The 21,353-nt window shown below is 48.9% G+C and carries 14 protein-coding genes; 11 read left to right on the top strand and 3 right to left on the bottom strand.

Annotation, left to right across the window (positions count from 1 at the left end):
• Window positions 1–460 precede the first annotated feature (460 nt).
• Window positions 461–1,339: a UTP--glucose-1-phosphate uridylyltransferase GalU gene (gene galU, locus LKE33_09715; GenBank protein ID MCH3951193.1), complete on the top strand. Its 879-nt coding sequence runs from the start codon at window positions 461–463 to the stop codon at window positions 1,337–1,339.
• A 319-nt stretch (window positions 1,340–1,658) separates the two neighbouring features.
• Window positions 1,659–2,603: a haloacid dehalogenase-like hydrolase gene (locus tag LKE33_09710; protein ID MCH3951192.1), complete on the top strand. Its 945-nt coding sequence runs from the start codon at window positions 1,659–1,661 to the stop codon at window positions 2,601–2,603.
• Window positions 2,604–3,262: 659 nt separating this feature from the next.
• Here LKE33_09710 and LKE33_09705 read toward each other — a convergent pair.
• The gene (locus LKE33_09705) at window positions 3,263–4,018 is read right to left on the bottom strand and encodes a YdcF family protein (protein MCH3951191.1); all 756 of its coding nucleotides are present in this window, start codon (window positions 4,016–4,018) and stop codon (window positions 3,263–3,265) included.
• A 144-nt stretch (window positions 4,019–4,162) separates the two neighbouring features.
• Between LKE33_09705 and LKE33_09700 the strand changes: the two genes are divergently transcribed.
• The 4 genes from LKE33_09700 to LKE33_09685 all read left to right on the top strand — a co-directional run bounded on the left by LKE33_09700 (window position 4,163) and on the right by LKE33_09685 (window position 9,563).
• On the top strand, window positions 4,163–4,477 hold the full coding sequence (locus LKE33_09700; protein MCH3951190.1) for a hypothetical protein: 315 nt from the start codon (window positions 4,163–4,165) through the stop codon (window positions 4,475–4,477).
• Window positions 4,478–4,746: 269 nt separating this feature from the next.
• Window positions 4,747–5,898 (top strand): plasmid pRiA4b ORF-3 family protein, encoded by a 1,152-nt coding sequence (locus LKE33_09695; GenBank protein MCH3951189.1) that lies wholly within the window; start codon window positions 4,747–4,749, stop codon window positions 5,896–5,898.
• A 682-nt stretch (window positions 5,899–6,580) separates the two neighbouring features.
• Window positions 6,581–7,822, top strand: coding sequence for a M48 family metallopeptidase (locus LKE33_09690; protein ID MCH3951188.1), 1,242 nt, complete (start codon window positions 6,581–6,583; stop codon window positions 7,820–7,822).
• 112 nt (window positions 7,823–7,934) lie between these two features.
• The gene (locus LKE33_09685) at window positions 7,935–9,563 is read left to right on the top strand and encodes an IS1182 family transposase (GenBank protein ID MCH3951187.1); all 1,629 of its coding nucleotides are present in this window, start codon (window positions 7,935–7,937) and stop codon (window positions 9,561–9,563) included.
• Window positions 9,564–10,005: 442 nt separating this feature from the next.
• Here LKE33_09685 and LKE33_09680 read toward each other — a convergent pair whose 3' ends face one another.
• Together LKE33_09680 and LKE33_09675 are read right to left on the bottom strand one after the other, a co-directional pair.
• The gene (locus LKE33_09680; protein MCH3951186.1) at window positions 10,006–10,404 is read right to left on the bottom strand and encodes a DUF559 domain-containing protein; all 399 of its coding nucleotides are present in this window, start codon (window positions 10,402–10,404) and stop codon (window positions 10,006–10,008) included.
• 196 nt (window positions 10,405–10,600) lie between these two features.
• Window positions 10,601–12,385 (bottom strand): phosphoethanolamine transferase, encoded by a 1,785-nt coding sequence (locus tag LKE33_09675; protein MCH3951185.1) that lies wholly within the window; start codon window positions 12,383–12,385, stop codon window positions 10,601–10,603.
• 772 nt (window positions 12,386–13,157) lie between these two features.
• Here LKE33_09675 and LKE33_09670 point away from each other — a divergent pair.
• The 5 genes from LKE33_09670 (at window position 13,158) to LKE33_09650 (ending at window position 21,313) form a co-directional block, all read left to right on the top strand.
• A complete protein-coding gene (locus tag LKE33_09670; GenBank protein MCH3951184.1) occupies window positions 13,158–14,801 on the top strand; it encodes a TerB N-terminal domain-containing protein in 1,644 nt (547 codons plus the stop codon).
• Window positions 14,798–16,111 carry an ATP-binding protein gene (locus LKE33_09665; GenBank protein ID MCH3951183.1) on the top strand — a complete coding sequence of 438 codons (1,314 nt, stop codon included), beginning with the start codon at window positions 14,798–14,800 and terminating at the stop codon, window positions 16,109–16,111. The genes LKE33_09670 and LKE33_09665 overlap by 4 nt, the downstream gene beginning before the upstream one ends.
• 984 nt (window positions 16,112–17,095) lie before the next feature.
• Window positions 17,096–19,351 (top strand): DEAD/DEAH box helicase, encoded by a 2,256-nt coding sequence (locus LKE33_09660; GenBank protein MCH3951182.1) that lies wholly within the window; start codon window positions 17,096–17,098, stop codon window positions 19,349–19,351.
• Window positions 19,352–19,475: 124 nt separating this feature from the next.
• Window positions 19,476–20,915: a DNA methylase gene (locus LKE33_09655; protein MCH3951181.1), complete on the top strand. Its 1,440-nt coding sequence runs from the start codon at window positions 19,476–19,478 to the stop codon at window positions 20,913–20,915.
• Entirely contained in the window at window positions 20,912–21,313 is a 402-nt protein-coding gene (locus tag LKE33_09650; GenBank protein MCH3951180.1) for a hypothetical protein, read from the top strand. Before LKE33_09655 ends, LKE33_09650 begins: the two co-directional genes overlap by 4 nt.
• Window positions 21,314–21,353 lie beyond the last annotated feature (40 nt).

Below are 21,353 nucleotides of genomic sequence, written 5' to 3'. Positions count from 1 at the left end.
ACTCAAAATTACATACTCACTCTCTGAATTTCCAAAAGTATGGTTATTAAGTCCTGAGTTGCAAAAATATGATGGACGGTATCCCCATCATCTTTATCCAAAGAGTGAAGAGGACGGCTTCCAGCTATGTGTATACGCTCCTGGATTAGGTGAGTGGCAACGGGATATGTTCCTCTCAAGAACCTTTATTCCATGGATTTGTACGTGGCTTAATACCTACGAATACTGGGTCCTCACGGGAAAATGGGAGTATTCTGAGTATATAAGACAATCGTAGTCATACTAATGCAGTTAAACAGAAGCCTTGTTTATAATTGAACGAAAAAATTTAATGTGTTATTATAAACGAGGTGTATGACAGGTTCTGCACTTGTGATTCCCATGGGTGCAGGTAATGGGGGAAAAATAATTTCTTAATTTCTGGGGGACCAATCATCAAATGAAGAAAGGTAAGAAGAGTATGGACAAAATTCGCAAAGCAGTGATTCCGGCAGCAGGATTTGGTACCCGCTTCCTTCCGGCCACGAAGGCCATGCCGAAGGAAATGCTGCCCATCGTAGACAAACCGACGATTCAGTATATTGTCGAAGAAATCATGGCAAGCGGAATTCAGCAGATTTTGATTATTTCCGGTCATGCTAAACGTTCTATCGAAAACCATTTTGATTCTGCTCCGGAGCTGGAACAGCACCTTTACGAGCAGGGTAAGATGGATCTTTTGAAGGAAATTCGCAAGATTTCCGATATCCAGATTTTTTACGTTCGTCAGAAGCATATGAGAGGACTGGGCGACGCTATCCTCTGTGCCAAGGATTTTATTGACGGCGAGCCTTTTGGTGTTATCCTGGGCGATGATATCGTCTATACCGGGACCAGGGAACCGGCTCTGCGTCAGCTGATGGATCAGTATTATAAGACTGGTACCACCATTATCGGCTGCCAGGTGGTTGCTCCGGAACAGGTATCTTCCTACGGGATTATCGATGGCGTGGAGACGAAGGATAAGAACCTCTTGAAGGTCAAGGATATGATTGAAAAGCCGTCCATCAAAGAAGCACCGAGTCGCTTTGCTGCCTTGGGCCGCTACGTCATTACGCCGGATATTTTTGCAATCCTTGAAGAAACGCAGCCCGGTAAAGGCGGAGAAATCCAGCTGACCGATGCCCTGCGCGTTCAGGCCCATCATGGCGGCGTCTATGCCTATAACTTCGAAGGCAAGCGCTATGATGCCGGCAATAAGATGGGATATCTGAAGACCGTGGTGGAATTTGCACTGCGGAGAGAGGATATTGGGGAGGAATTCAAAGCCTACCTGAAGGATTTAGTGGCGAAGCTGTAAGACGGAAAGTGGTTAGTGGCTAGTGGAGAGTGGTTAGTACAACCGCGATGGCCGCTACATTGGCGGATTCTTGAGAAAGAATTCTGCTGGCTTCGAGTTTGGCTTTGTCTGGATCATAAGAAAAGTACAAGAGCTGTGAAGAGGGTTCGTGAGGGAATCTTCTTTACAGCTCTTTTTGCGTTATCAGGAGTAAAATTTTGTACTGAAAGTTGGTTTATCCTGCAATATAGGGGCAAGTGTGCTAGAATGGATACAGAAATATTTTATGGCTTGGAAGAATTGTAACGCATACGATATTAAACGAGGTGAGAGGCGAGTTATGAATAACGTCATTGCAGTCATTTGGGATTTTGACAAGACACTCATTGACGGATATATGCAGGATCCGTTTTTTGAAGAATATGGAATCAACAGTAAAGAATTCTGGAAAGAGGTAGGTGCGTTGCCCGCTAAGTATAAGGCAAAAGGCGTGGAAGTCAATAAAGATACGGTCTACCTGAACTATCTGATCCACTATGCCAGGAAGCATAAACTGTACGACTTGAATAACGAGAAGCTGAAAGGCTACGGGAAGAAGTTGAAATTCTACCCGGGTGCCATTGAACTCATCCGTTATCTTAATGAAGATATTTTAAAAGAGCATGCCAACCTGGATAAAGAACATCCGAAGCAATATGGAGAATACGGCATCAAAGTCGAAAACTATGTCGTCAGTACGGGCATCAAGAAGATCATTGAAGGATCGGAGCTTGCGCCTTTGCTGGAACACTACTGGGGCTGCGAACTCATCGACAGTGATATGATTGATGAGAACGCTGAGCACAGCATGATTGCCGACGTCGGCTACACCATTGATAACACCACCAAAACGCGGGCCCTCTTTGAAATCAACAAAGGCATCCCGCAGCAGCCAGAACTCGACGTGAACGCCAAAGTCCCGGAAGAAATGCGCAGAGTGAAATTCCAAAACATGATCTACATTGCTGACGGCCCCAGCGACGTGCCCGCCTTTTCACTCATTAATAAATACGGCGGCGCCACCTTTGCCATCTATCCCCATGGCAGCCAGGAAGCCTTCCATCAAGTCGAAAAACTCAGAGAAGACGGCCGCATCAACATGTTCGCCGAAGCCGATTACAGAGAAGGCACCACGGCGTATATGTGGATCACCGGGAAAGTGCTGGAGATTGCGAATAGGATTTGTGAGGAGGAGAGGGCGAAGCTGGAGAGTGCGGTGTCGAATGCGCCGAAGCATTTGACGTGAGTGGGGGAGAAAAAGAAGCTATCCTCCATCGCAAGCGATTCTCCTCCTTTCGACGCCACGAAGTGGCGTGAAAGGAGGTCCTTCGTAGCCAAACCTCCTTCGTCGGTTTGCCAAAAGAAAAAATAAAAAAATAAGAGGGACATCATCCCCCGCAAGCGGGCCCCCTTCTTCAATGTCGCTCCGCGACGTCGAAGAAGGTCTCTGTGGGCATAAACTTTCGGTTTTCAATAATAACACAAAAATAGCCGTAGCAGGCCCTCTTGGTCGCCTGGTTTTGGCGACTAAGAGGGAGGGACCACAGGAATGCGACGTAGTCGCTTTCCGTCCGTGGTGGGTATTCAGTCGGAACGCAGGAATGGGTACGATCACGGGTCGTCCTGGTTCAATTGAGCCAAATCTTGATTTGGCTACCTCCAGGAGTGCTGCTGTTTTCTAAGTCTCTTATTTATTCCCACTTGTTATCCAACTGAATATCCACCACGGCCGTGTGCGCGATTGCCAAGTCAATCGACGCCCACTGTGGTACCCCTTCTTCCTCGCTGCGCTCGAAGAAGGCGCGAATGTTGTCGCCAAAGCTCCGCTTTGGCAAAAAAATAAAAAAGAAGCTATCTTTCACCTCGGACAGAACTGTCTATGATGATAGATAGCTTTTTTACTCTTTACTGTGCATGAACCTTTAATGCTAATATCCCCAAATACTCTTTAATCGCCATCGAACTGTCTTCCAGGTTATCTGCGTGAGGAACGAGGTCATACACGGGATCGAAGGTGATGCTGCCAGGCTTGCGATAATGGGTGGGGTAGACGGTGACGTTAAGGCCCTCACGCTGAAAGATCATGGCAGAGCTGGGTGCCTGGATAGCGACGACGAGGAGAATAGGCTTTTTCCAGTGTTTTTCATCACAGATTACGTGCGAGAAGCGGGCGTTTTCGACGGTGTTGCGGCTTTTGTTTTCCCCTGTGAGTTTATCATCCGGGATGCCCATCTGGCGAAAGATGCGCAGCGCGATATCTGCTTCTGTGCCGGTATCCTGAAAGACGGTACCTCCGGACACCAGGACGGGAAGACCTGTTTCTTTCTGCAGGCGGAAGGTGGTCAGCATGCTCTTTGCCATCGTACCGGACGGCTGGCCCGTGCCATCGATGTCCGGTACATTGTCAACGGAACCATTGCCCAGCATGAGCAATACATCGCCGCTAATATCTTTAGGCGGCTGGTACCATGTTTCAAGCGGGCGTACCAGGAGCGTGGATCCTATGCGGATGGAGAGAAAATACGCCAGCAGTGTCGCAGCAAGCAGGACATGGCGAAATTTACTGTGGTGACGGTACGCGTAGATCGTGCCGAACAGGGCAAGTAAAATGAAAATACCAGGCGGCAGGAGCCACTGGTAGATGAATTTTATAATGTACATGGAAGACCTCCGATGTGTGAGATAGTATGATTATAGCACAGAGCAAGCATCCTTCTGTCGGTAAATTGAAAAAGGGCCATAACTAGTGTAGACTGTTCGTAACGATGTGAAATAACCGGTAAAGGATAAACAGCAGGAGGTCACATGGGTATCTTAGGGGAGTTTTTTGATTTAAGTCTCGTTTGTATGATTCTGCTGCCAGGCTGCATTGTCAGTTATATGATGAGAAGAGCTTTTCCGCCGGCCAATGATGCTGCCTGCGATAAAGTATTTTCTTACTTTATCTCCAGCGTTTTCTATTTTGTATGCTGGGGATGGCTCTTTTTCCTCATCGATGCCATATTCCAATTTGAAGTCGATAGTGTTCCGAACTACTTTTTACTGCTTTTTGGCTTGCTGCTATCCAGCTATATCTCTGGCAGAATCTTTATTGCGATTAAAAAGAAAATCAATAAATAGAACCACGAGCATCACAGACCTTGCAGCGCATCTGTGATGCTTTTTATGTTTCCATCTCAATTTGACTATATTACCATTTCCTGTATAATTTAATTCGAGAGAGCCCACAACGCATCAGGCGGAAACGCACTGCGGACCACTGTGGGACTTTTTTAGTTTATATGTGTATTTATTTTGTAATATAATGAAAATGCTTTAAAATGATGTTGGGATTTTTAGTAAATTGTTTAGACTTTTCTTTCCTGCTCTCTCAAAAAGGATGTGAAGCTATGGATATTTTCTTAACGAAGAAGATGCGGGACGCGTGCCCGAAGCTTACAATCACGGAACCTGAAGGTCCTGTGGATCCGTTGTTCAGCTGGTATGCGGATTGGGTTCCTTTCTACCAGACAAGGGCTAAAGGGGATACGATGGTCTTTGTGAACGAGGCAATGCGCCTTGTGATTGTAATTCCTAAGGTGCGAAAAACAAGTATCCGGAAGACATTACTGACGCTTCAGGATCGTATTCTGGAACTTTTTAAAAAGTTTAGGCTGCGTCCTGAGGTCTATGATGGCTACTTAAAGGAGGGAGGCACTTTTTCTTACCATCCGAATCACAGTAAACTTATGACGTCGCGTTTGAACAAACAGGCTACGGATGCTAGATATCTTTACTACACATATACGGATAACGGATTCGATTATCCGGTGGATTTTGATCTGCGAGTCAATCAAGTACTCTACCATGAAGGAAAAATGATAAATAGGGGAAGCGTGTTTACACCGCAGGAATTGATGGAAAAGAAACTGCAGGAGCATTTTGGCATGCCTGTCCGGAATTATAAGGCATACGAGCTTCTGATTACCCTCGACCTGGAATCTTATAAAGCTGTTCGGCGCGTGATTGTACCGGCAGATTTGCCGCTTGATGCGCTAAGTCACGTGATGAGGGCGATTTATGCGCCGACAATCATGGGCGGCCATTTGCATCAGTTTGCGCTCTTCAAGGTGGCTAAAGGGGGCCGGGAAGAAAGACGGTCGGCGTTTTATTACGGAGATCCCCAGATTTTTAAGGGTGGCCGCTACGATAAGTGGGCACCCGAAGCGGAACATACGGTGTCTGACCTTTTTAAGCCCCATACGCATGCTTATTACAATTATGACTTTGGGGACGATTGGTTTTTCCGGATTGAGCATGTAAAGACCATGCCATCGTATGATAAATATTCACCGGAACGTATTGAAGCGGAAGGGCAGGCGCCTCCCCAGGACGTGGGTGGAGTAGACGGCTACAGGGAGTTTATGAAAGCATATAACGATCCTGAACATCCGCAGCATAAGGAACTTGTGAGATGGGCTGAAGAAGCTAGGTGGTCTCCTGAACTCGATTTTTACGGCAAGATGATTCTTGCCTTATATCCGGCACATTGTTTGAAGTAGGGGGAAGGGAAAACATTCTATCCTCCATCGCAAGCGATTCTCCTCCTATCGACGCCGCTTCGCGTCGTGAAAGAAGGTTCTTCGTAGCCAATGCTTCGCATTGCCTTAAAAAATAAATAAAAAATAAAGGGACATCATCCACCGCAAGCGGTCCCCCTTCTTCAATGTCGCTCCGCGACGTCGAAGAAGGTCTCTGCTATGAACTTCAGGCCTGCTATATTTTGTATCGACGAAGCACTACAGAAGATTTACAGGTCTTCATGTAGCCGGAGATTCCTTTGCCTAAAGAAAATGTAGAATACCTGCAGTATTTTTTTTAGGGACCTTCCTCGTCCTCACTTGTGAGATGAGGAAGGGGGACCGCAGGAAGGCCGCCTTTAGGCCTTCCGATTAGCGGTGGATGATGGCCATCTATTTTCTTTTTCTGTTATTTTCTACCACGCTGCCGCAGGCGAGGCTAAATGCCAAATGCTAAAAGCCAAAAGCGCCTTTATTTCCTGAATAAACTGCCTGCTGCTAACATTCTCAAGAATCCGCGTTGGTAGCTGCCCGCACTAGCGCACTAACCACTAAACACTAACCGCTAACCACTTCATTTTTCCTTTACCCCGCCATCTTTTCGCGCTAAAATAATAATTAAAATTATAGTTCGAAATTTCCTTGGGGAGGGGATTTTGGAAAAATGTTACTTCACACTTTACGCTCTCACCGCACACTTCGCCGGTTAGGCAAGCTGTGTGCGACGGGCCTTTTGGGGATTACGTTAAGTATCGGTATGGTTCCGGCACAACCGGCAGAAGCCAGCATCCTTGGTGATGTGCTGGGTACGGCAGTCATTGGTACGATGTACCGGGACAAGATCATGGCGGTCTATAAGAAGTACAACAATACGGACGAGGGCCGCAATAAATGGTTTGCCGAAATGAAGAAAGAAGAGGCACCTGATTATGACTGGGCTATCAATAATCGAGTAGATACGATTATGGCAAACGTCATTGCCGGCATCCGTGCGGTGGATCCGACGGTCGATAAGAAACCTTATAACTATTATGTGAGTGCCAATGATAAACCAAACGCGTCCTGTACGATCGGGCACAACCTGACGATACAGCGAGGTATCTTAAATCTCATGGCTAATGATGATGAAATCGCAGTCGTCCTGGGTCATGAACTGGGCCATGGTCAGAAGGAACATCCGATTCATGGCGTAAAGAGCGCCATCAATGCTGCCATTGTCGCCGGTATGGCCGATGCCGCTACTGGCGGTCTGGCGTCCGGCGCTATCAATCAGCTTTATGTCTATACACAGAATGTGCATCTGACGAAGCCGCAGGAATGGGAAGCTGACAACCTGGCTTTTGATTATATTACGCATACGAACTATAATCCCGGAGCGACGGCAGCCTGCTGGCAGAGGTTCCTTGAAAAGTACGGCGATATGAATATTCATTGGAGCGACCATCCGACCTGCACGCAGCGCCGTGAGAACTATGTGAAGAAGCTCTATAAATACAGCAATAAGCATGTGACGGATAAAGACGGCGTCGTCTACGTCAATAAAAAGCAGTTTGTCATGCCGGTCGCAGCGGGCGGTATGTCGAGTAAGGAACGCAGTTATTTCGTGCTGGGCAATTTGGCCGCAGCGTATCACAATAATAAAGTCATTCCTAACGCCTATGCCGATGGCAATACGGTCATGCTGGGCGTTCAGCCCATTATCACATGCGTTGCCGGCGACGAATCCGCCGATACCCTGGCCGCCCGGCTGAATGATCTCAACTACGGGAAGAAGAAAAAGGCAAAGAAAGAAGTAAAGGAAAAAGAAGAGAAGAAGGATAAAGAGAAAGAAAAAGACAATAAAAAGGATAGTAAGGAAGTAAACCAGAAGACTGTGAAAGTCACGAGTGAAAAAGGGAATCAGTGATGAAATAAAAGGGGCTGTCGCATTTTGCGACGGCCCCTTTTGTATCAAAAACAAGGTAAAAGCAAGGCGCGGCCTCATTGAATGAGACCGCGCCTTGGTGTAGAATTTAAATATGCCAAAAAACAAACCTACACAAAAGGATTATACAAAAATTGGCAGTTCTTATCAACTTTTTCTTCCTCTAAATTTTGAAGTACAAATCCCTAATGACGATCCTGTTCGCTTGGTGCGTGCCATGGTAGAAGGGATGGATGTAAAGGCATTGTATGACACGTATTCTCATGTCGAGAATAAATTAACGTCACCAATTCAGCTGCTGGAGATCGTCATTTATGCATGTATGGAAGGAATTCGTGGTTCGCGTAAGATAGAGCAATCCTGTAAAAGAGACACTCATTTCATGTTCCTCTTAGATGGGAAAAAAGCTCCGGATAATGCAACCATTGCAAGATTTTGTTCCCTCCATCTAAAACCATGTATCAAGGAGCTCATGATTCAGATGGATAAATGGCTGCTGGCTCGCGGTTTCATCACGCTGGATAGCCTGTTCATCGATGGGACAAAAATTGAATCTGTGGCAAACAAATACAAATTTGTTTGGAAAAACAGAGTCTTAGGCAGCCAGAACAAACTCATAGAGAAACTGGAGCAACTGGTTCCCGAAATCGAGGAACGTTTCGGAATCAAGGTCTGTTACGGAAACACTTTCCACATCCGTCATTTAAAGAAGCTCCTAAAAAAACTGCTTGTCATAAAGCGGGCTGAAGGGATCGAGTTTGTTCACGGATGTGGGAAAAGAAAGACCATTCTACAGAAGTACTATGAGATTTTAGCTAACTATCTCAAACGGCTTAAGGTGTATACGAAGCAGCTTCACATCTGTGGGGAACGGAACAGCTTTGCCAAAACAGACCCGGATGCTACCTTTATGAGGATGAAAGAAGACGCCATGCTTAATGGCGCCTTAAAGCCGGGATACAATGTCCAATATGCCAACAATTCCGGTTTTACCTTGTTTGCAGATGTGAGTGCACATCCAACAGATATGCGGACACTCATTCCTTTTCTTGAAGGATTTGAAGCCCACTTCGGTCAGAAATTTGCAAACATTGTAGCCGATGCAGGCTATGAAAGCGAAGAGAACTTGGTCTGGCTGAAGAAGAATCAGTATACTTCATATATCAAGCCTAACAATTATGAAAGAAGCAAGAGGAAAAAGTATAAGAACGACATCGGCAAAGCAGAAAACATGACATATTTGCCTGATCAAGACATGTATATCTGTAAAGGTAGGAGACTGCTGAAAGTCAGTAAAGTAACCCAGGTAAAGAACCGGTCAGGATATGTGTCAGAGAAAACATATTACGAATGTAAGGACTGCAGCGGTTGTCCCTACAAGGAACAGTGCATCCATGGGAACAATTGCAGGACACCCATGGAGAAAAGAAACAAGAAATTAGTGGTCTCGAAGAATTTTGCTGCATTGAGGGCAGAATCCCTGAAGAACATTACTTCCGAATATGGTAAGGAACTGAGGATGAACCGCAGTATACAGGCAGAAGGAGCCTTTGCGGATCTCAAGGATTCATTAAACGTCAGAAGACTAGAAACCCGAGGCAAAGGAAATGCCCTGGTAACAGTGGGAATATGTGCCATGGCACGGAATGTCCTGAAGGTCCATCACAAAGTTCAAGACGGCAAAGAGGATTTGCACTTATATCCGCTGAAAAAAGAGGCCTAAAAGATACAAAAAGAGCGCACGAAAAAAAGCAACTTAGAGTTGCTTAATTTCGTGCGCCCTTTTTTCATCTCAAAACATATTCAACTAAAAAGTAAGGCAATTTGGGGTCTTTAGCAAGTTATTTCAGGGATTAAAAATCGGTCACTTGCGACAGCCCCTTTTTAGTATGGAGAAGAGAGGAAACATTCTATCATCCACCGCAAGCGGTTCCCCTTGTATCGATTTCACGAAGTGAAATGAAAGAAGGTCTTTAAAAATTTAGCATCGGTGATTTTACACTTTTGTTGTTGGCCCACCGACCAAGAAAATGTAGAATGTTTTGCTATCTAAATGCGAGAGAGGACCTTCTTTCAAGCCGCTCCGCGGCTTCGAAAGAAGGGGAACCGCAGTCAGCGCTGACGGTAGGAAGCGCTGACGATTGCGGGGGATGATAGAATTCCTTTTATTCCTCTTCTATTTCTATCCCCAACTTCTCTTCTAATCTTTTCTTTATTTCTGCTTTGACCGTTTGTAACTGTGTTTGAATCTCTAAATTCGAAAATCTCATTACTTCATACCCTTTCGTACGTAGGAAAGCAGTCCTCTGCGCATCATACGCCGTATTTTGCTCTTCGCTGTGTTGAACTCCATCGACTTCTATGATTAACTTAGCTTTTGCGCAGTAAAAATCGACAATATAGTGATATAAGACTTTTTGCCGCACAAATCGAACCGGGAATTTCCTTAAAAACTGGAACCATAGAATCCTCTCGTGGACGGTCATACTTTTACGCATTCTTCTGGCATGTTTTTGCAGCTCATCATATTCTTCGTCTGAAATTTCATCTTTTACTTTGATCATGAGTACCTCCTGTTGTAAGAATTAGATATTGAAGATACTGATACTATACATGAAATCAAAGTAAAAGTGTGCGATTCTGGTGTGAATGGACTAAAAGTGGAAGTAAAAGGGAAAAAGAATTAAAAACATTCTATCATCCACCGCAGTCAGCGCTGACAGTAGGAAGCGCTGACGAGTGCGGGGAATGATAGATTTTTTATTCCTCTAACCTTCTCCTATTATGCAGCAGCCAAAGTTCGTCTTTTCGCAAACTGTATTCTGGAGAAGCTATATCCAACTTCTCTTCCACCACCGGCGCATTCTCTATCCCGAGAGTATCCAGCATGAGGTTATAGAGCAAATCATTCGTCCAGTAGCTGTCGATGTGCTCTGCCAGGGTGAGGTACAAGCCCGGTCTGTTATCTCTTGTTTCTTTGGACAAGTGAATGACGAGGGGTATATGAGTCATGTCGAAGGTAAATCGCGTGATTTCGTGTCCTTCAAAGTGATCGATGTCTTCGGCGTGGTCGGGCATATAGATGAAGCTGGCGAAATGGGGCTGCTTCACACACCATTTGTAGATGCCTTTGAGGACGTAATCGGTGTAAGCGATGCTGTTGTCATAGGTATCGGTATGGTAATTTTCGACTTCGAAGGGCGCATTCGCTTTGGGGTAACGATCTTCGTAATCGTTGTGGCTTCCCATGAGGTGAATGACGATGAGCGTGGGCTGTGCGGTCGTAAGCTTGGGGAGATGCTGCAGAATGATGCCATCGTAGTGGTCCGTACTGACGCCGGTGCCGGCGTGTCCGTTCAGCCAGATTTGGTGGTCGGCGGTAGAGGCAATTTCCGATGTGGGTGTATCCCAGACGCCGAACAGGCGCTGATTGCTGATCCACCACGTATCGTAGCCGGCAGCTTTGGCGATTTCGATAATGGAGTTGGCATCTTCCTGCTCGATATCGTTGTACTGGTTTTTTTCACTCAGGGCATAGGTGAGTGACTGCACGGTATGGACGTGATTCGAATAAGCGTGGTTAAAGAGCAGGGTGCCGGGTTCTTTGCTGAACTCATCAAGCCAGGGCGTTGTCGGGCGTTTGTAGCCGTAGGTATGCATATGGTCTTTGGTCGCCGATTCCCCAATGACGAGGACGTGTAGGCCTTTTGCTTCCTGGGCGATGGTAAGTGATTTCAGATTCTCGAGGCGTTCCATGCGCTCTGTCTTAGCCTGGGCATACTCGTAGTATTCTCCTAAGGATTCCACGGTTTCCTTGAGGGTGATGCCGACGGGATAATCCTTACCATAATAAATGGTGAATCCTGCAGAGGCAGCAAAAAGGGCGATGAAAGCTATGGCAAGTGGACGCGAGGATATAGGCTGCGCTTCTTTGTGGAGTTTATTGAGCAGATAGGCTTCGATGCCGCCAAAAAGGAGCAGGGCAGCCGTGGCCATGATCCAGTTCTCAGCAGGCTGCGTCTTGATGTAGGACCAGGATTCGTTGAGATTCGTCTGGAACAGGGTCAGGACAATTTCGGCAAGGAGCGGCCGGCCGTGGCTCAGGACAGCGTAGAATATAGCTCCGAGCGGAAAGAGTTCCAGGATTAGGGCAATGATGACGGTAAGCACTGTCAGTGTGCGGTGCAGCCATTTCTTTGCAGTACTCTTACAGAATGTGAGTAAGAGCGTCAGCGCCATGCTTGCCATGAGGGATGTGACGAGGGCGGAATGACCTTCCAGGTATGTCACTTTGGCATTGGGCTGCCAGAAAAGAAGTGCCAGAGGAAGTATGTAAATCAGACCATTCCAGTAAGCGTGGATCAGGCAGGTGGATTTTTTCTCTTTGAAATAAACCATAAGCGCAAAGAGCGCTGCCGGAATGAGGGCATACTTATCCTGCCAGTAGTTGGGTTCGGCGAAGCAGTAAGGCACGCCGAAACAAATACCGGCGGAGATGAGGAAAGTCAGTATGGAAATGAGGATGCTGCGGATTAGGTGTGACATTATCGATTACTCCAGTTAAGCATAGTGTATGTATATAGTATAAAGCATTTATAATTTAAAAGCACCTGCCCACTCTGTTGCTCGACAGGTCTCGCACGCATCGTGTGCAGAGCTTTATCTAGGGTAGTTTCCGATGTCCTCTGAAGAATCCAGCCGCATCTGCTTTGTCAGACCGTCTTGTGACCACTCGACGTACCTCTTTTTGTACGACTTCGTGGCCCCAATCCGGTCTTCCGCGCATCTGCGACTGTCTTGCATCAGAGTCCATCGGAAACAGAAAATAAAAAAGATAAAAAAAGCTATCCCTCCATCGCAAGCGATTCTCCTCCTTCCGAAGCCGCCACGAGCGGGGCGGCTTGGAAGAAGGCTCTTCGTAGCCAAACCTCCTTCGTCGGTTTGCCAGAGAAAATAAAATAAAAAAATGCTGCGGTATATTCTTTAGGGACCTTCCTCGACGTCGCTGCGCGACATTGAGGAAGGGGGACCGCTTTGCGGTGGATGATGACCATCTTATTATTTTGTAACTCCTTTTTAGACGTTTCATCATTCTAAAAGTACTAATTGAAATTTCAGCCGCTCTTTCGCCTTTTTCCTCGCTGCCGCAGGCCCGTCGCCGAAGGCGACCACAGCTTCCAGCTTCTTTTCGCGCGAAGCGCCACAGCTTCTTTATTCTTTCTTCCTCCCCTCTTGACGTTTTTCGTAAGTATTTTATAATGGAGAAAGCGAATATATGTTTGTTTACTATGATTTATGGAGAAGGGAGGCGCTGTCCATGTACGGAAAGAGAAAAATTTTCAGGACGGACGGCGACCATCCTTTTACATACGAGTCGGAGGCGATTCCGAAGCGGAAGACGGAAGTGGAGCTGCCGGAGACGCTGCGCCATTTGCGCGAGATGGAACGGAAGTGTCTGGGACAGTATCAGGTATACGACTATCCGCCTGCAGCGTTTCTCAAGGAAGCGCGGGCGGCGGTAGACTATGAAGACGATACGGCGTATCCCTGGCCGTGCCGTCATTATTTCCCCACGTATGCTTCGCTCACCGATGCGGAGCTTCGCGGCTATTTTGGCTGGCGGACGCGTTTTCGCAAGGGAGGCACGGAAGAGGCTCCGACGACGTTTGTTTTTCTCCATATTTATGAACTCTTGAACCAGGTCGGCACGGAGAACGTGGAAGATGGTCTCCGGAAGCTGCGCCGTATCGACCAGGTTTACGGGAAACGGGACGGTGTAATCCACGGTAAGTTGGTGCACTGGATTCCCGATTATATGATTTATTACCGCCTGCCGCTGTCCTTATGGACGGAAGAGGAAAAGAATCTATTCCTTCCGGGTAATGATATACTGGAAGTTGTGGCAGATGCAGATTCTCTGGCACCGAAAGATCTTTTTGCGCTTGTGGACACGCTGGGCAAGAACTGCCTGACGAAGTCGCGCCTTTATAAGCAGAATCCACAGTGGTTATCTTATTTTGCGGCCCATGCTACGATGAAGTTTATTGAATACTGCAGGCGCCATCGGCAGAATACGTTTTGGGAGTCCTATGTGTACGACGAAACGTATGAATGGCTGTCTCTTTTTGCGACGGCAATTTTTGTGGCGGAACCCCATCTTCCGGAATTTACGTATGAACTGACGCCGCGCTGCCAGGTTTCCTGCAAGGGCAGTTTTTTTATGATTAAGCACCGCGTGCTGAATGAGCGGAAACTGGTGCGGCTCCGGAAAATCCTGCGGGCTATGGACGCGTATCTGCGGGACAAGGTACAGTTTAAGTATCCTCTCGTCGTGCCTATTGAGAAAAAATATCTGACGCGGATCTTTGATGAGACGTATGAAGAGATGCTGGAGGCGCAGAAGCTGGAACAGCGGCGCCACGTCCATATCGATCTTTCGAGGCTGTCATCTATCCGCCGGGACTCCGAGACGACGCGGGATAAGCTGATGACGGAAGAAGAACGGTCGGGCCATCCGGCTGCAGAGATGCTTAGTGACGTAGAAGATGCGGAAGCACCGCAGGAGGTAACACCGGCTGCTGCGGAAGAAACGCAGCGTGAAGTGGCTGTACACGAGGTGGAAATGCCTGCAGTGCAGGAAACAGAACAGGCTGCGGAAGAGCAGACCGAAGCATCTGATGCTGAGCCTGCGGGGAAAACACCTGGTGAAACAGCGGAGGCTGCTACTGCGGGAGAACTGCCTTACGGGCTGTCGGAGGACGAGTATCATTTCCTGCAGTGCCTGCTCTATGGCAGAGATTGGCACTGGATTACGGGGAAGGGCCTGATGGCGTCCCTCCTTATCGACAGCATCAATGAAAAATTGTATGATGAGTTTAGCGACACGGTCCTCACGGAAGGTGACGGACCCGAGCTGATTGAAGATTATATCGAAGAATTGAAAGGAACGATTAAGCCATGAAAATTCCCAAACGCATTGCCCGGACGGTCATTGGATCGCTGAAGGGCGGCGTCGTACCGCGTATCGGGCTGCCTTATATTACGGTGGGCCGCAAAAACGAAATCGACGCGCTGCTCCATGATGTTTCGGTCATTGAGGACGGTGGGGCTTCGTTTCGTTTTATTGTCGGACGGTACGGCAGCGGCAAGAGCTTTTTGCTGCAGACCATCCGCAATTACGTGCTGGAAAAGAATTTTGTCGTGGTCGATGGGGATCTTTCTCCGGAACGGCGTTTATCCGGTACGAAAGGGCAGGGGCTTGCGACATACCGGGAACTGGTTCGCAATATGTCGACCAAGACGAAACCGGAGGGCGGCGCGTTGACGCTCATTCTGGACCGGTGGATCAGCCGCGTGCAGCAGCAGGTCATGACGGATGGCAATTTTGCCATGACGGATCCGAATTTGTCGCTTGCCGTGGAAAAGAAAATCCAGGAAGTCGTGTTTTCCCTGAATGAATTGGTGCACGGCTTTGATTTTGCGCGTCTGTTGACGCTGTATTATAACGCGTACCGCGACGACGACGAAGTGACGAAGGCTAAGGTCGTCAAATGGTTCCGCGGGGAATACAATACGAAGACCGAAGCGCGGCAGGAACTGGGTGTCGGCGTCATTATCAGCGATGACAGCTGGTATGATTATCTGAAGGTTTTTGCCATGTTCCTGAAGCAGGCCGGATACAAGGGCCTCTTTATCCTCATTGATGAACTCGTGAATATCTATAAGATCCCAAATGCCCTGTCGAGACAGAATAACTACGAAAAGATCCTGACTATGTTCAATGATACGATGCAGGGCAAGGCTCATTATCTGGGTATTTTGATGAGCGGCACGCCGCAGTGTGTCGAAGACCAGCGCCGTGGTATCTACAGCTATGAAGCGCTGCGTTCGCGCCTGGCGTCCGGGCATTTCAGCACGGAAGTCAAAGACCTTATGGCGCCTGTCATTTACCTGCAGCCGCTCACACCGGAAGAAATGCTGATTCTGACGGAGAAGCTGCGGGATATTCACAGCACGCTGTATGATTATGAGACGACTGTGAAGGAAACAGATCTGGCGACGTTTATCAAACTCGAATACGCTCGTGTCGGCGCTGATTCGCATATTACGCCGCGTGAGATTATCCGTGACTTTATCGAATTGCTCGACCTCGTGTACCAGCATCCTGAGAAGAGTATTGGAGACTTTATGAAGTCGGATGAGTTTACGTATGCGCAGAATGAAGTAGAAGGCGAGAAAACAAAGAAAGAGTTTGCGGAATTTACGATTTAAAAGCAAAAGAAGCTATCCTCCATCGCAAGCGATTCTCCTCCTTTCGACGACGCGAAGCGTCGTGAAAGGAGGTTCAACGTAGCCAAACCTCCTGACGTCGGTTTGCCTTAAAAATATAAAAAGATCGCTGCGGTATATTCTTTAGGGACCTTCCTCGACGTCGCTGCGCGACATTGAGGAAGGGGGACCGCTTGCGGTGGATGATGACCCTCTTATTATTTTGTAACTCCTTTTTAAACGTTTCATTATTCTAAAAGTACTATTGGAAATTTCAGCAGCTCTTTCGCCCTCTTGTTTTTTGATAAAAAAATAAGAGGGAGGGACCACAGGAATGCGACGTAGTCGCTTTCCGTCCGTGGTGGGTATTCATTCAGAACGCAGGAACAGGAATGGGTACGATAAAGGTTCGTCCTAATTCCATTGAGCCAAATCTTTGATTTGGCTACCTTCAGGAGTGCTGCTGTTTTTATTCTCTTATTTACCCTTACCTGTTATCTAACTGAATATCCCCCGCAAGCGGTCCCTCCTTCTTCCTCGCTGACGCTCGAAGAAGGCACGGATATAGTCGCCAAGGCTCCGCCTTGGCAAATAAATTAAAAATGCTATCCTCCATCGCACTCGTCACCGCTTCCTTTGTCAGCGGCGACTGCGATTCTCCTCCTTCCGAAGCCGCCACGAGCGGGGCGGCTTGGAAGAAGGTACCCCGTAGCCAAACCTCCTGACGTCGGTTTGCCTTAAAAAATATAAAAAGATCGCTGCGATATATTCTTTAGGGACCTTCCTCGACGTCGCTGCGCGACATTGAGGAAGGGGGACCGCTTGCGGGGGATGATGTCCCTTATATCTTTTAATCTTTTAATTTTTTATTCTATTCGAGCAATGCGGAGCATTGCAACTTAGAGACCTCCTTCCGACGATGCTTCGCATCGTGGAAGAAGGTTGTAGAGGATAGCCAAATCTAACGATTTGGCATGGAGTTAAATTATGACCATTTTTGACGAATATGCGCCTTTTGTGCAGGACTACATTTATCAGTCCGGCTGGGGCGAGCTGCGGCCGATCCAGGTCGCAGCGGGAGATGTAATTTTTCATACGGACGATAATCTGCTGCTGACGGCGTCGACGGCTTCGGGCAAGACGGAAGCGGCTTTTTTCCCGATTCTGAGCCTCTTTGAAAAGAATCCGCCCCAGTCGGTAGGATGCCTCTATATTGCACCGCTCAAGGCGCTGATTAACGACCAGTATGAACGGTTGACGCCGCTCTGTGAGGCCGGGGATATTCCGCTGACGCGCTGGCACGGCGATGTGTCCCAGTCGCATAAGGCACGGCTCATGCGCCATCCTGCCGGTGTTCTGCAGCTGACGCCGGAGTCTCTCGAAGCGATTTTGCTGCACAAGCATATGGCAGTGCCGCGTCTTTTCTCGGATCTGCGCTTTGTCGTCATCGATGAAGTGCATTCGCTCCTGCGCGGTGACCGCGGCGGGCAGACGCTCTGCCTCATTGAACGATTGAGCCGCCTTGCCGGTGTGAACCCGCGGCGAATCGGGCTTTCGGCGACAATGGGTGATCCGGAGGCAACCGGTGCTTTCTTGTCCCAGGGAACAGGGCGCATCACCCGGATTCCGCGGGTCAAGGCTCCGGGCAGCAAATGGCGCCTCTCGGTAGAACATTTCTATGTGAAGGATGCCCAGGCCGGCGATGAACGAACGGACATCCAGGCAAGTCCCGTCCTTGATGAAAAGACGGATGAGGCACCGGTGCAGGCCGACCCCGGTCTTGGTTATATCTTTGAACATACGCGGGGCAAGAAGTGCCTCGTCTTTGTCAATTCCCGTGAAGAGTGCGAAGGCGTCACGACGACGCTGCGCCAGTACTGCGACCTGCGTCATGAGCGCGACCGTTTCCTCATTCACCACGGCAACCTTTCTGCGTCATACCGGGAAAGTGCCGAAGAGCTGATGAAGGATGAGTCACACGTCTATACGACAGTGACGACGTCGACGCTGGAACTCGGTATTGATATCGGGAAGCTGGAACGGGCGTTTCAGATCGATGCACCGTGGACAGTTTCTTCTTTTCTGCAGCGTATGGGCCGCACGGGACGGCGCAATCTGCCGCCTGAAATGTGGTTTGTTATCCGCGAGGATGAACCGGAAATCCGGGCCATGCTCCCGGCAACGATTCCCTGGAAGCTGCTGCAGGCCATTGCCTTGATTCAGCTTTACCGGGAAGAACACTGGGTAGAGCCGCCTCGTCTTGACCGGCTGCCATTCAGCCTGCTGTACCATCAGACCATGAGTACGCTGGCTTCCGGCGGGGAGATGTCCCCGGCGTCGCTGGCGGAAAAGGTGCTGACACTGCCGTATTTCCACCGGATTACGCAGGAAGATTACAAGGTCTTGCTGCAGTATCTCGTGGCAGAAAATCATATCGAAAAAACGGAACGCGGCGGGCTCATTGTTGGCCTTGCAGGCGAACGTATCATTAATTCTTTTAAATTCTATGGTGTTTTTCAGGAAAGCGAAGAATACACGGTACGCAATGATTCCCAGGAACTCGGGACGGTCGTGGCACCGCCTCCGCCGGGTGAAAAGATTGCTCTTGCAGGGCACGTGTGGCGCGTCCTCGAGGTCGACCGCAAACGCCATTTGATTTACTGTGAACTGGTAAAGGGCAAGGTGCCGGCGTACTTCGGTGAATGCCCCGGTGATATTCATACGAAGATCCTGGAACGGATGCGGCGCGTCCTGCAGGAAAAGCAGACTTATCCGTATCTCATGAAAAACGCGGCGGCCCGCCTTGAACAGGCACGGGGTACGGCGCTTGCCAGTGGGGCGGCCAACCGGGTACTCATTTTCCTGGGCGGTAAGATGTGGTGTCTCCTGCCGTGGCTCGGTTCGTACGGGTTCCTTGCCATGGAGCGCTTCCTTAATCTGAAGTGCGCTCACCGGCTGGGTCTCAAACATCTGGATACATTCCGGCCTTACTTCATGCAGTTTACGATGGAAGCCGATGAAGATACGTTCTTTGAAGTGCTGGCCGAAGAGGGCGAGAAGCTTACGGATCCGATGGAGCTGATTTATCCGAAGGAAGTACCGATTTTTGATAAGTACGATGAATACGTGCCGCCGGAACTCGTGCAGAAGGGTTTTGCTTTCGGTGTCCTGCGCATGGATGAGGTAAAGGCCCGCGTGAAGGAATGGGCGGAAACCCACGGCCGTCAAGAGCTTTTACCGTAATTTTTCAATAGGGTACATAAAAATGGACAGAGAGGAAAAATTTACTTTCCCCTCTGTCTTTTTTTGCAAACTGTGCTATAATACAAATACACGAACAAATGTTTGCAATATAAGGAGGCATACCATGGAGCAGCGCAGTTACGTATCCATCGATTTAAAGTCATTTTATGCCTCCGTAGAATGTGTGGAGCGGGGCCTTGACCCGTTAAACACTTGTTTAGTTGTAGCGGATAAGAGCCGTACGGACAAGACGATTTGTCTCGCTGTATCGCCGCCGCTCAAGGCACGTGGGGTACCGGGACGGCCGCGGCTTTTTGAAGTAATCCGCCGCGTGGAAGATCTGAATAAGCTGCGCCTTACGCGGGCACCGAGTAAAAAGTTTCGTGATTCTTCCTACATAGATGCGGAACTCAAGGCCGATCCTTCTCTCAAACTGGATTATATTACGGCAACGCCGCGCATGAAGCTCTATATGGATTACAGCCGGCGGATTTACGGGATTTATCTGCGCTATCTGGCACCTGAGGATATTCACGTCTATTCCGTCGATGAAGTGATGATGGACGTGACGCCTTATCGGGAGATGTACAGGCTCACGCCGTACGAACTGACACGGGTCATGCTGGATGATGTCTATAAGGAAACGGGCATTACGGCGACAGCGGGCATCGGGACGAATCTCTATCTCAGTAAGGTGGCCATGGATATCGTGGCTAAGTCCATGCAGCCCGACGCCTACGGGATGCGGATTGCCTCGCTCGATGAGATGGGCTACCGGCGGCAGCTGTGGGATCATCAGCCGCTGACGGACTTTTGGCGAATCGGGCCGGGATACGCGTCGAAGCTGGAAGCGCACGGGCTCTATACGATGGGCGATATTGCCCGCTTTTCTCTCACGAGTGAGGCGCAGCTGTATAAGCTTTTTGGCATCAATGCCGAGCTCTTGATTGACCATGCCTGGGGCTGGGAGCCCTGCACGATGAAAGATATCAAGGCGTACCGGCCGCGGGACAACAGTCTCGGGTCCGGGCAGGTACTGCCGCGGCCTTATAGTGCGGAAAGCGCCCGTTTAATTATACGGGAGATGATGGATGCCCTGGCACTCAGCCTGACGGAAAAGGGCGTCGTTACGGACGAAGTGGTGCTGACGCTCGGTTATGAGCATAAGGTCAGTGATCTGTCGGCCGGGTTCTTTGATTTTCGTGTCCATGGGTCGCAGCGGCTCAAGGGGTTTACCGATTCTGTATCGCTTCTTACGCGGACGGCACTGGCGCTCTATGACCGTATCGTGAATCCGTACCGGCAGATTCGGCGCGTGACGGTGACGGTACTTCATGTGCGGGACCGGACAGCGTCTGTCATGGAAGAAAAGATGCTGCCGTCGCTGTTTGGAACGGAAGAGACACTGGCGGCTATGCCCAATCTCCGGGAAGACCGGCTCCAGCAGGCGGCCGTCGCACTGCATCACCGGTACGGCCGGAGCTGTCTCTTTAAGGCCAGCAGCCTCTGCGAAGGGGCAAGGACGCTGGAAAGAAATCAACAGGTTGGGGGGCATCGGGCATGAAACGCTACGAAGATATCCTGCACCGGCCCTATCCGGACAAACCGCACTGCCATACCATGCCGCAGGCGGCGCGGGCGGCACAGTTTGCCTCCTTTGATGCGTTGGAAGGATACGGCGATATCGTGCGGGAGACAGCACGTTTTACCGATACAGAACATATTTTAGACGAAGAAGCCAAAGCCGAACTCGACCGGCATCTGCAGGCACTCATGCACTGCATCGACGAAGGCCCGGTCGTCGCCATCACCTGCTTCCTGCCCGATGCACGTAAAGAAGGCGGGAAATATGTGGAAATCAAAGGCATGCTGAGGAAAATAGACCTGACCAGAAAGACACTGACGCTGGAGACAGGAGAAGTCGTGCCGGTGAAAAGGATCGTGAAGCTGGAGAAGGTGTGAAGAGTAAAGCGTTTAAATAAAATACTCATTTGACAATATT

The organism is Acidaminococcus sp., assembly GCA_022482815.1.
Classification (GTDB): Bacteria; Bacillota; Negativicutes; order Acidaminococcales; family Acidaminococcaceae; genus Acidaminococcus.
This window is presented reverse-complemented; position numbering and strand designations above follow the sequence as displayed.

Excerpts from the sequence above, each read along its gene's own strand:
- LKE33_09690 (MCH3951188.1), top strand. The coding sequence starts at position 6,581 with ATGTTACTTCACACTTTACGCTCTCACCGCACACTTCGCCGGTTAGGC.
- galU (MCH3951193.1), top strand. The coding sequence starts at position 461 with ATGGACAAAATTCGCAAAGCAGTGATTCCGGCAGCAGGATTTGGTACC.
- LKE33_09655 (MCH3951181.1), top strand. The coding sequence starts at position 19,476 with ATGGAGCAGCGCAGTTACGTATCCATCGATTTAAAGTCATTTTATGCC.
- LKE33_09700 (MCH3951190.1), top strand. The coding sequence starts at position 4,163 with ATGGGTATCTTAGGGGAGTTTTTTGATTTAAGTCTCGTTTGTATGATT.
- LKE33_09710 (MCH3951192.1), top strand. The coding sequence starts at position 1,659 with ATGAATAACGTCATTGCAGTCATTTGGGATTTTGACAAGACACTCATT.
- LKE33_09675 (MCH3951185.1), bottom strand. The coding sequence starts at position 12,385 with ATGTCACACCTAATCCGCAGCATCCTCATTTCCATACTGACTTTCCTC.
- LKE33_09665 (MCH3951183.1), top strand. The coding sequence starts at position 14,798 with ATGAAAATTCCCAAACGCATTGCCCGGACGGTCATTGGATCGCTGAAG.
- LKE33_09705 (MCH3951191.1), bottom strand. The coding sequence starts at position 4,018 with ATGTACATTATAAAATTCATCTACCAGTGGCTCCTGCCGCCTGGTATT.
- LKE33_09685 (MCH3951187.1), top strand. The coding sequence starts at position 7,935 with ATGCCAAAAAACAAACCTACACAAAAGGATTATACAAAAATTGGCAGT.
- LKE33_09660 (MCH3951182.1), top strand. The coding sequence starts at position 17,096 with ATGACCATTTTTGACGAATATGCGCCTTTTGTGCAGGACTACATTTAT.
- LKE33_09680 (MCH3951186.1), bottom strand. The coding sequence starts at position 10,404 with ATGATCAAAGTAAAAGATGAAATTTCAGACGAAGAATATGATGAGCTG.
- LKE33_09695 (MCH3951189.1), top strand. The coding sequence starts at position 4,747 with ATGGATATTTTCTTAACGAAGAAGATGCGGGACGCGTGCCCGAAGCTT.
- LKE33_09670 (MCH3951184.1), top strand. The coding sequence starts at position 13,158 with ATGTACGGAAAGAGAAAAATTTTCAGGACGGACGGCGACCATCCTTTT.
- LKE33_09650 (MCH3951180.1), top strand. The coding sequence starts at position 20,912 with ATGAAACGCTACGAAGATATCCTGCACCGGCCCTATCCGGACAAACCG.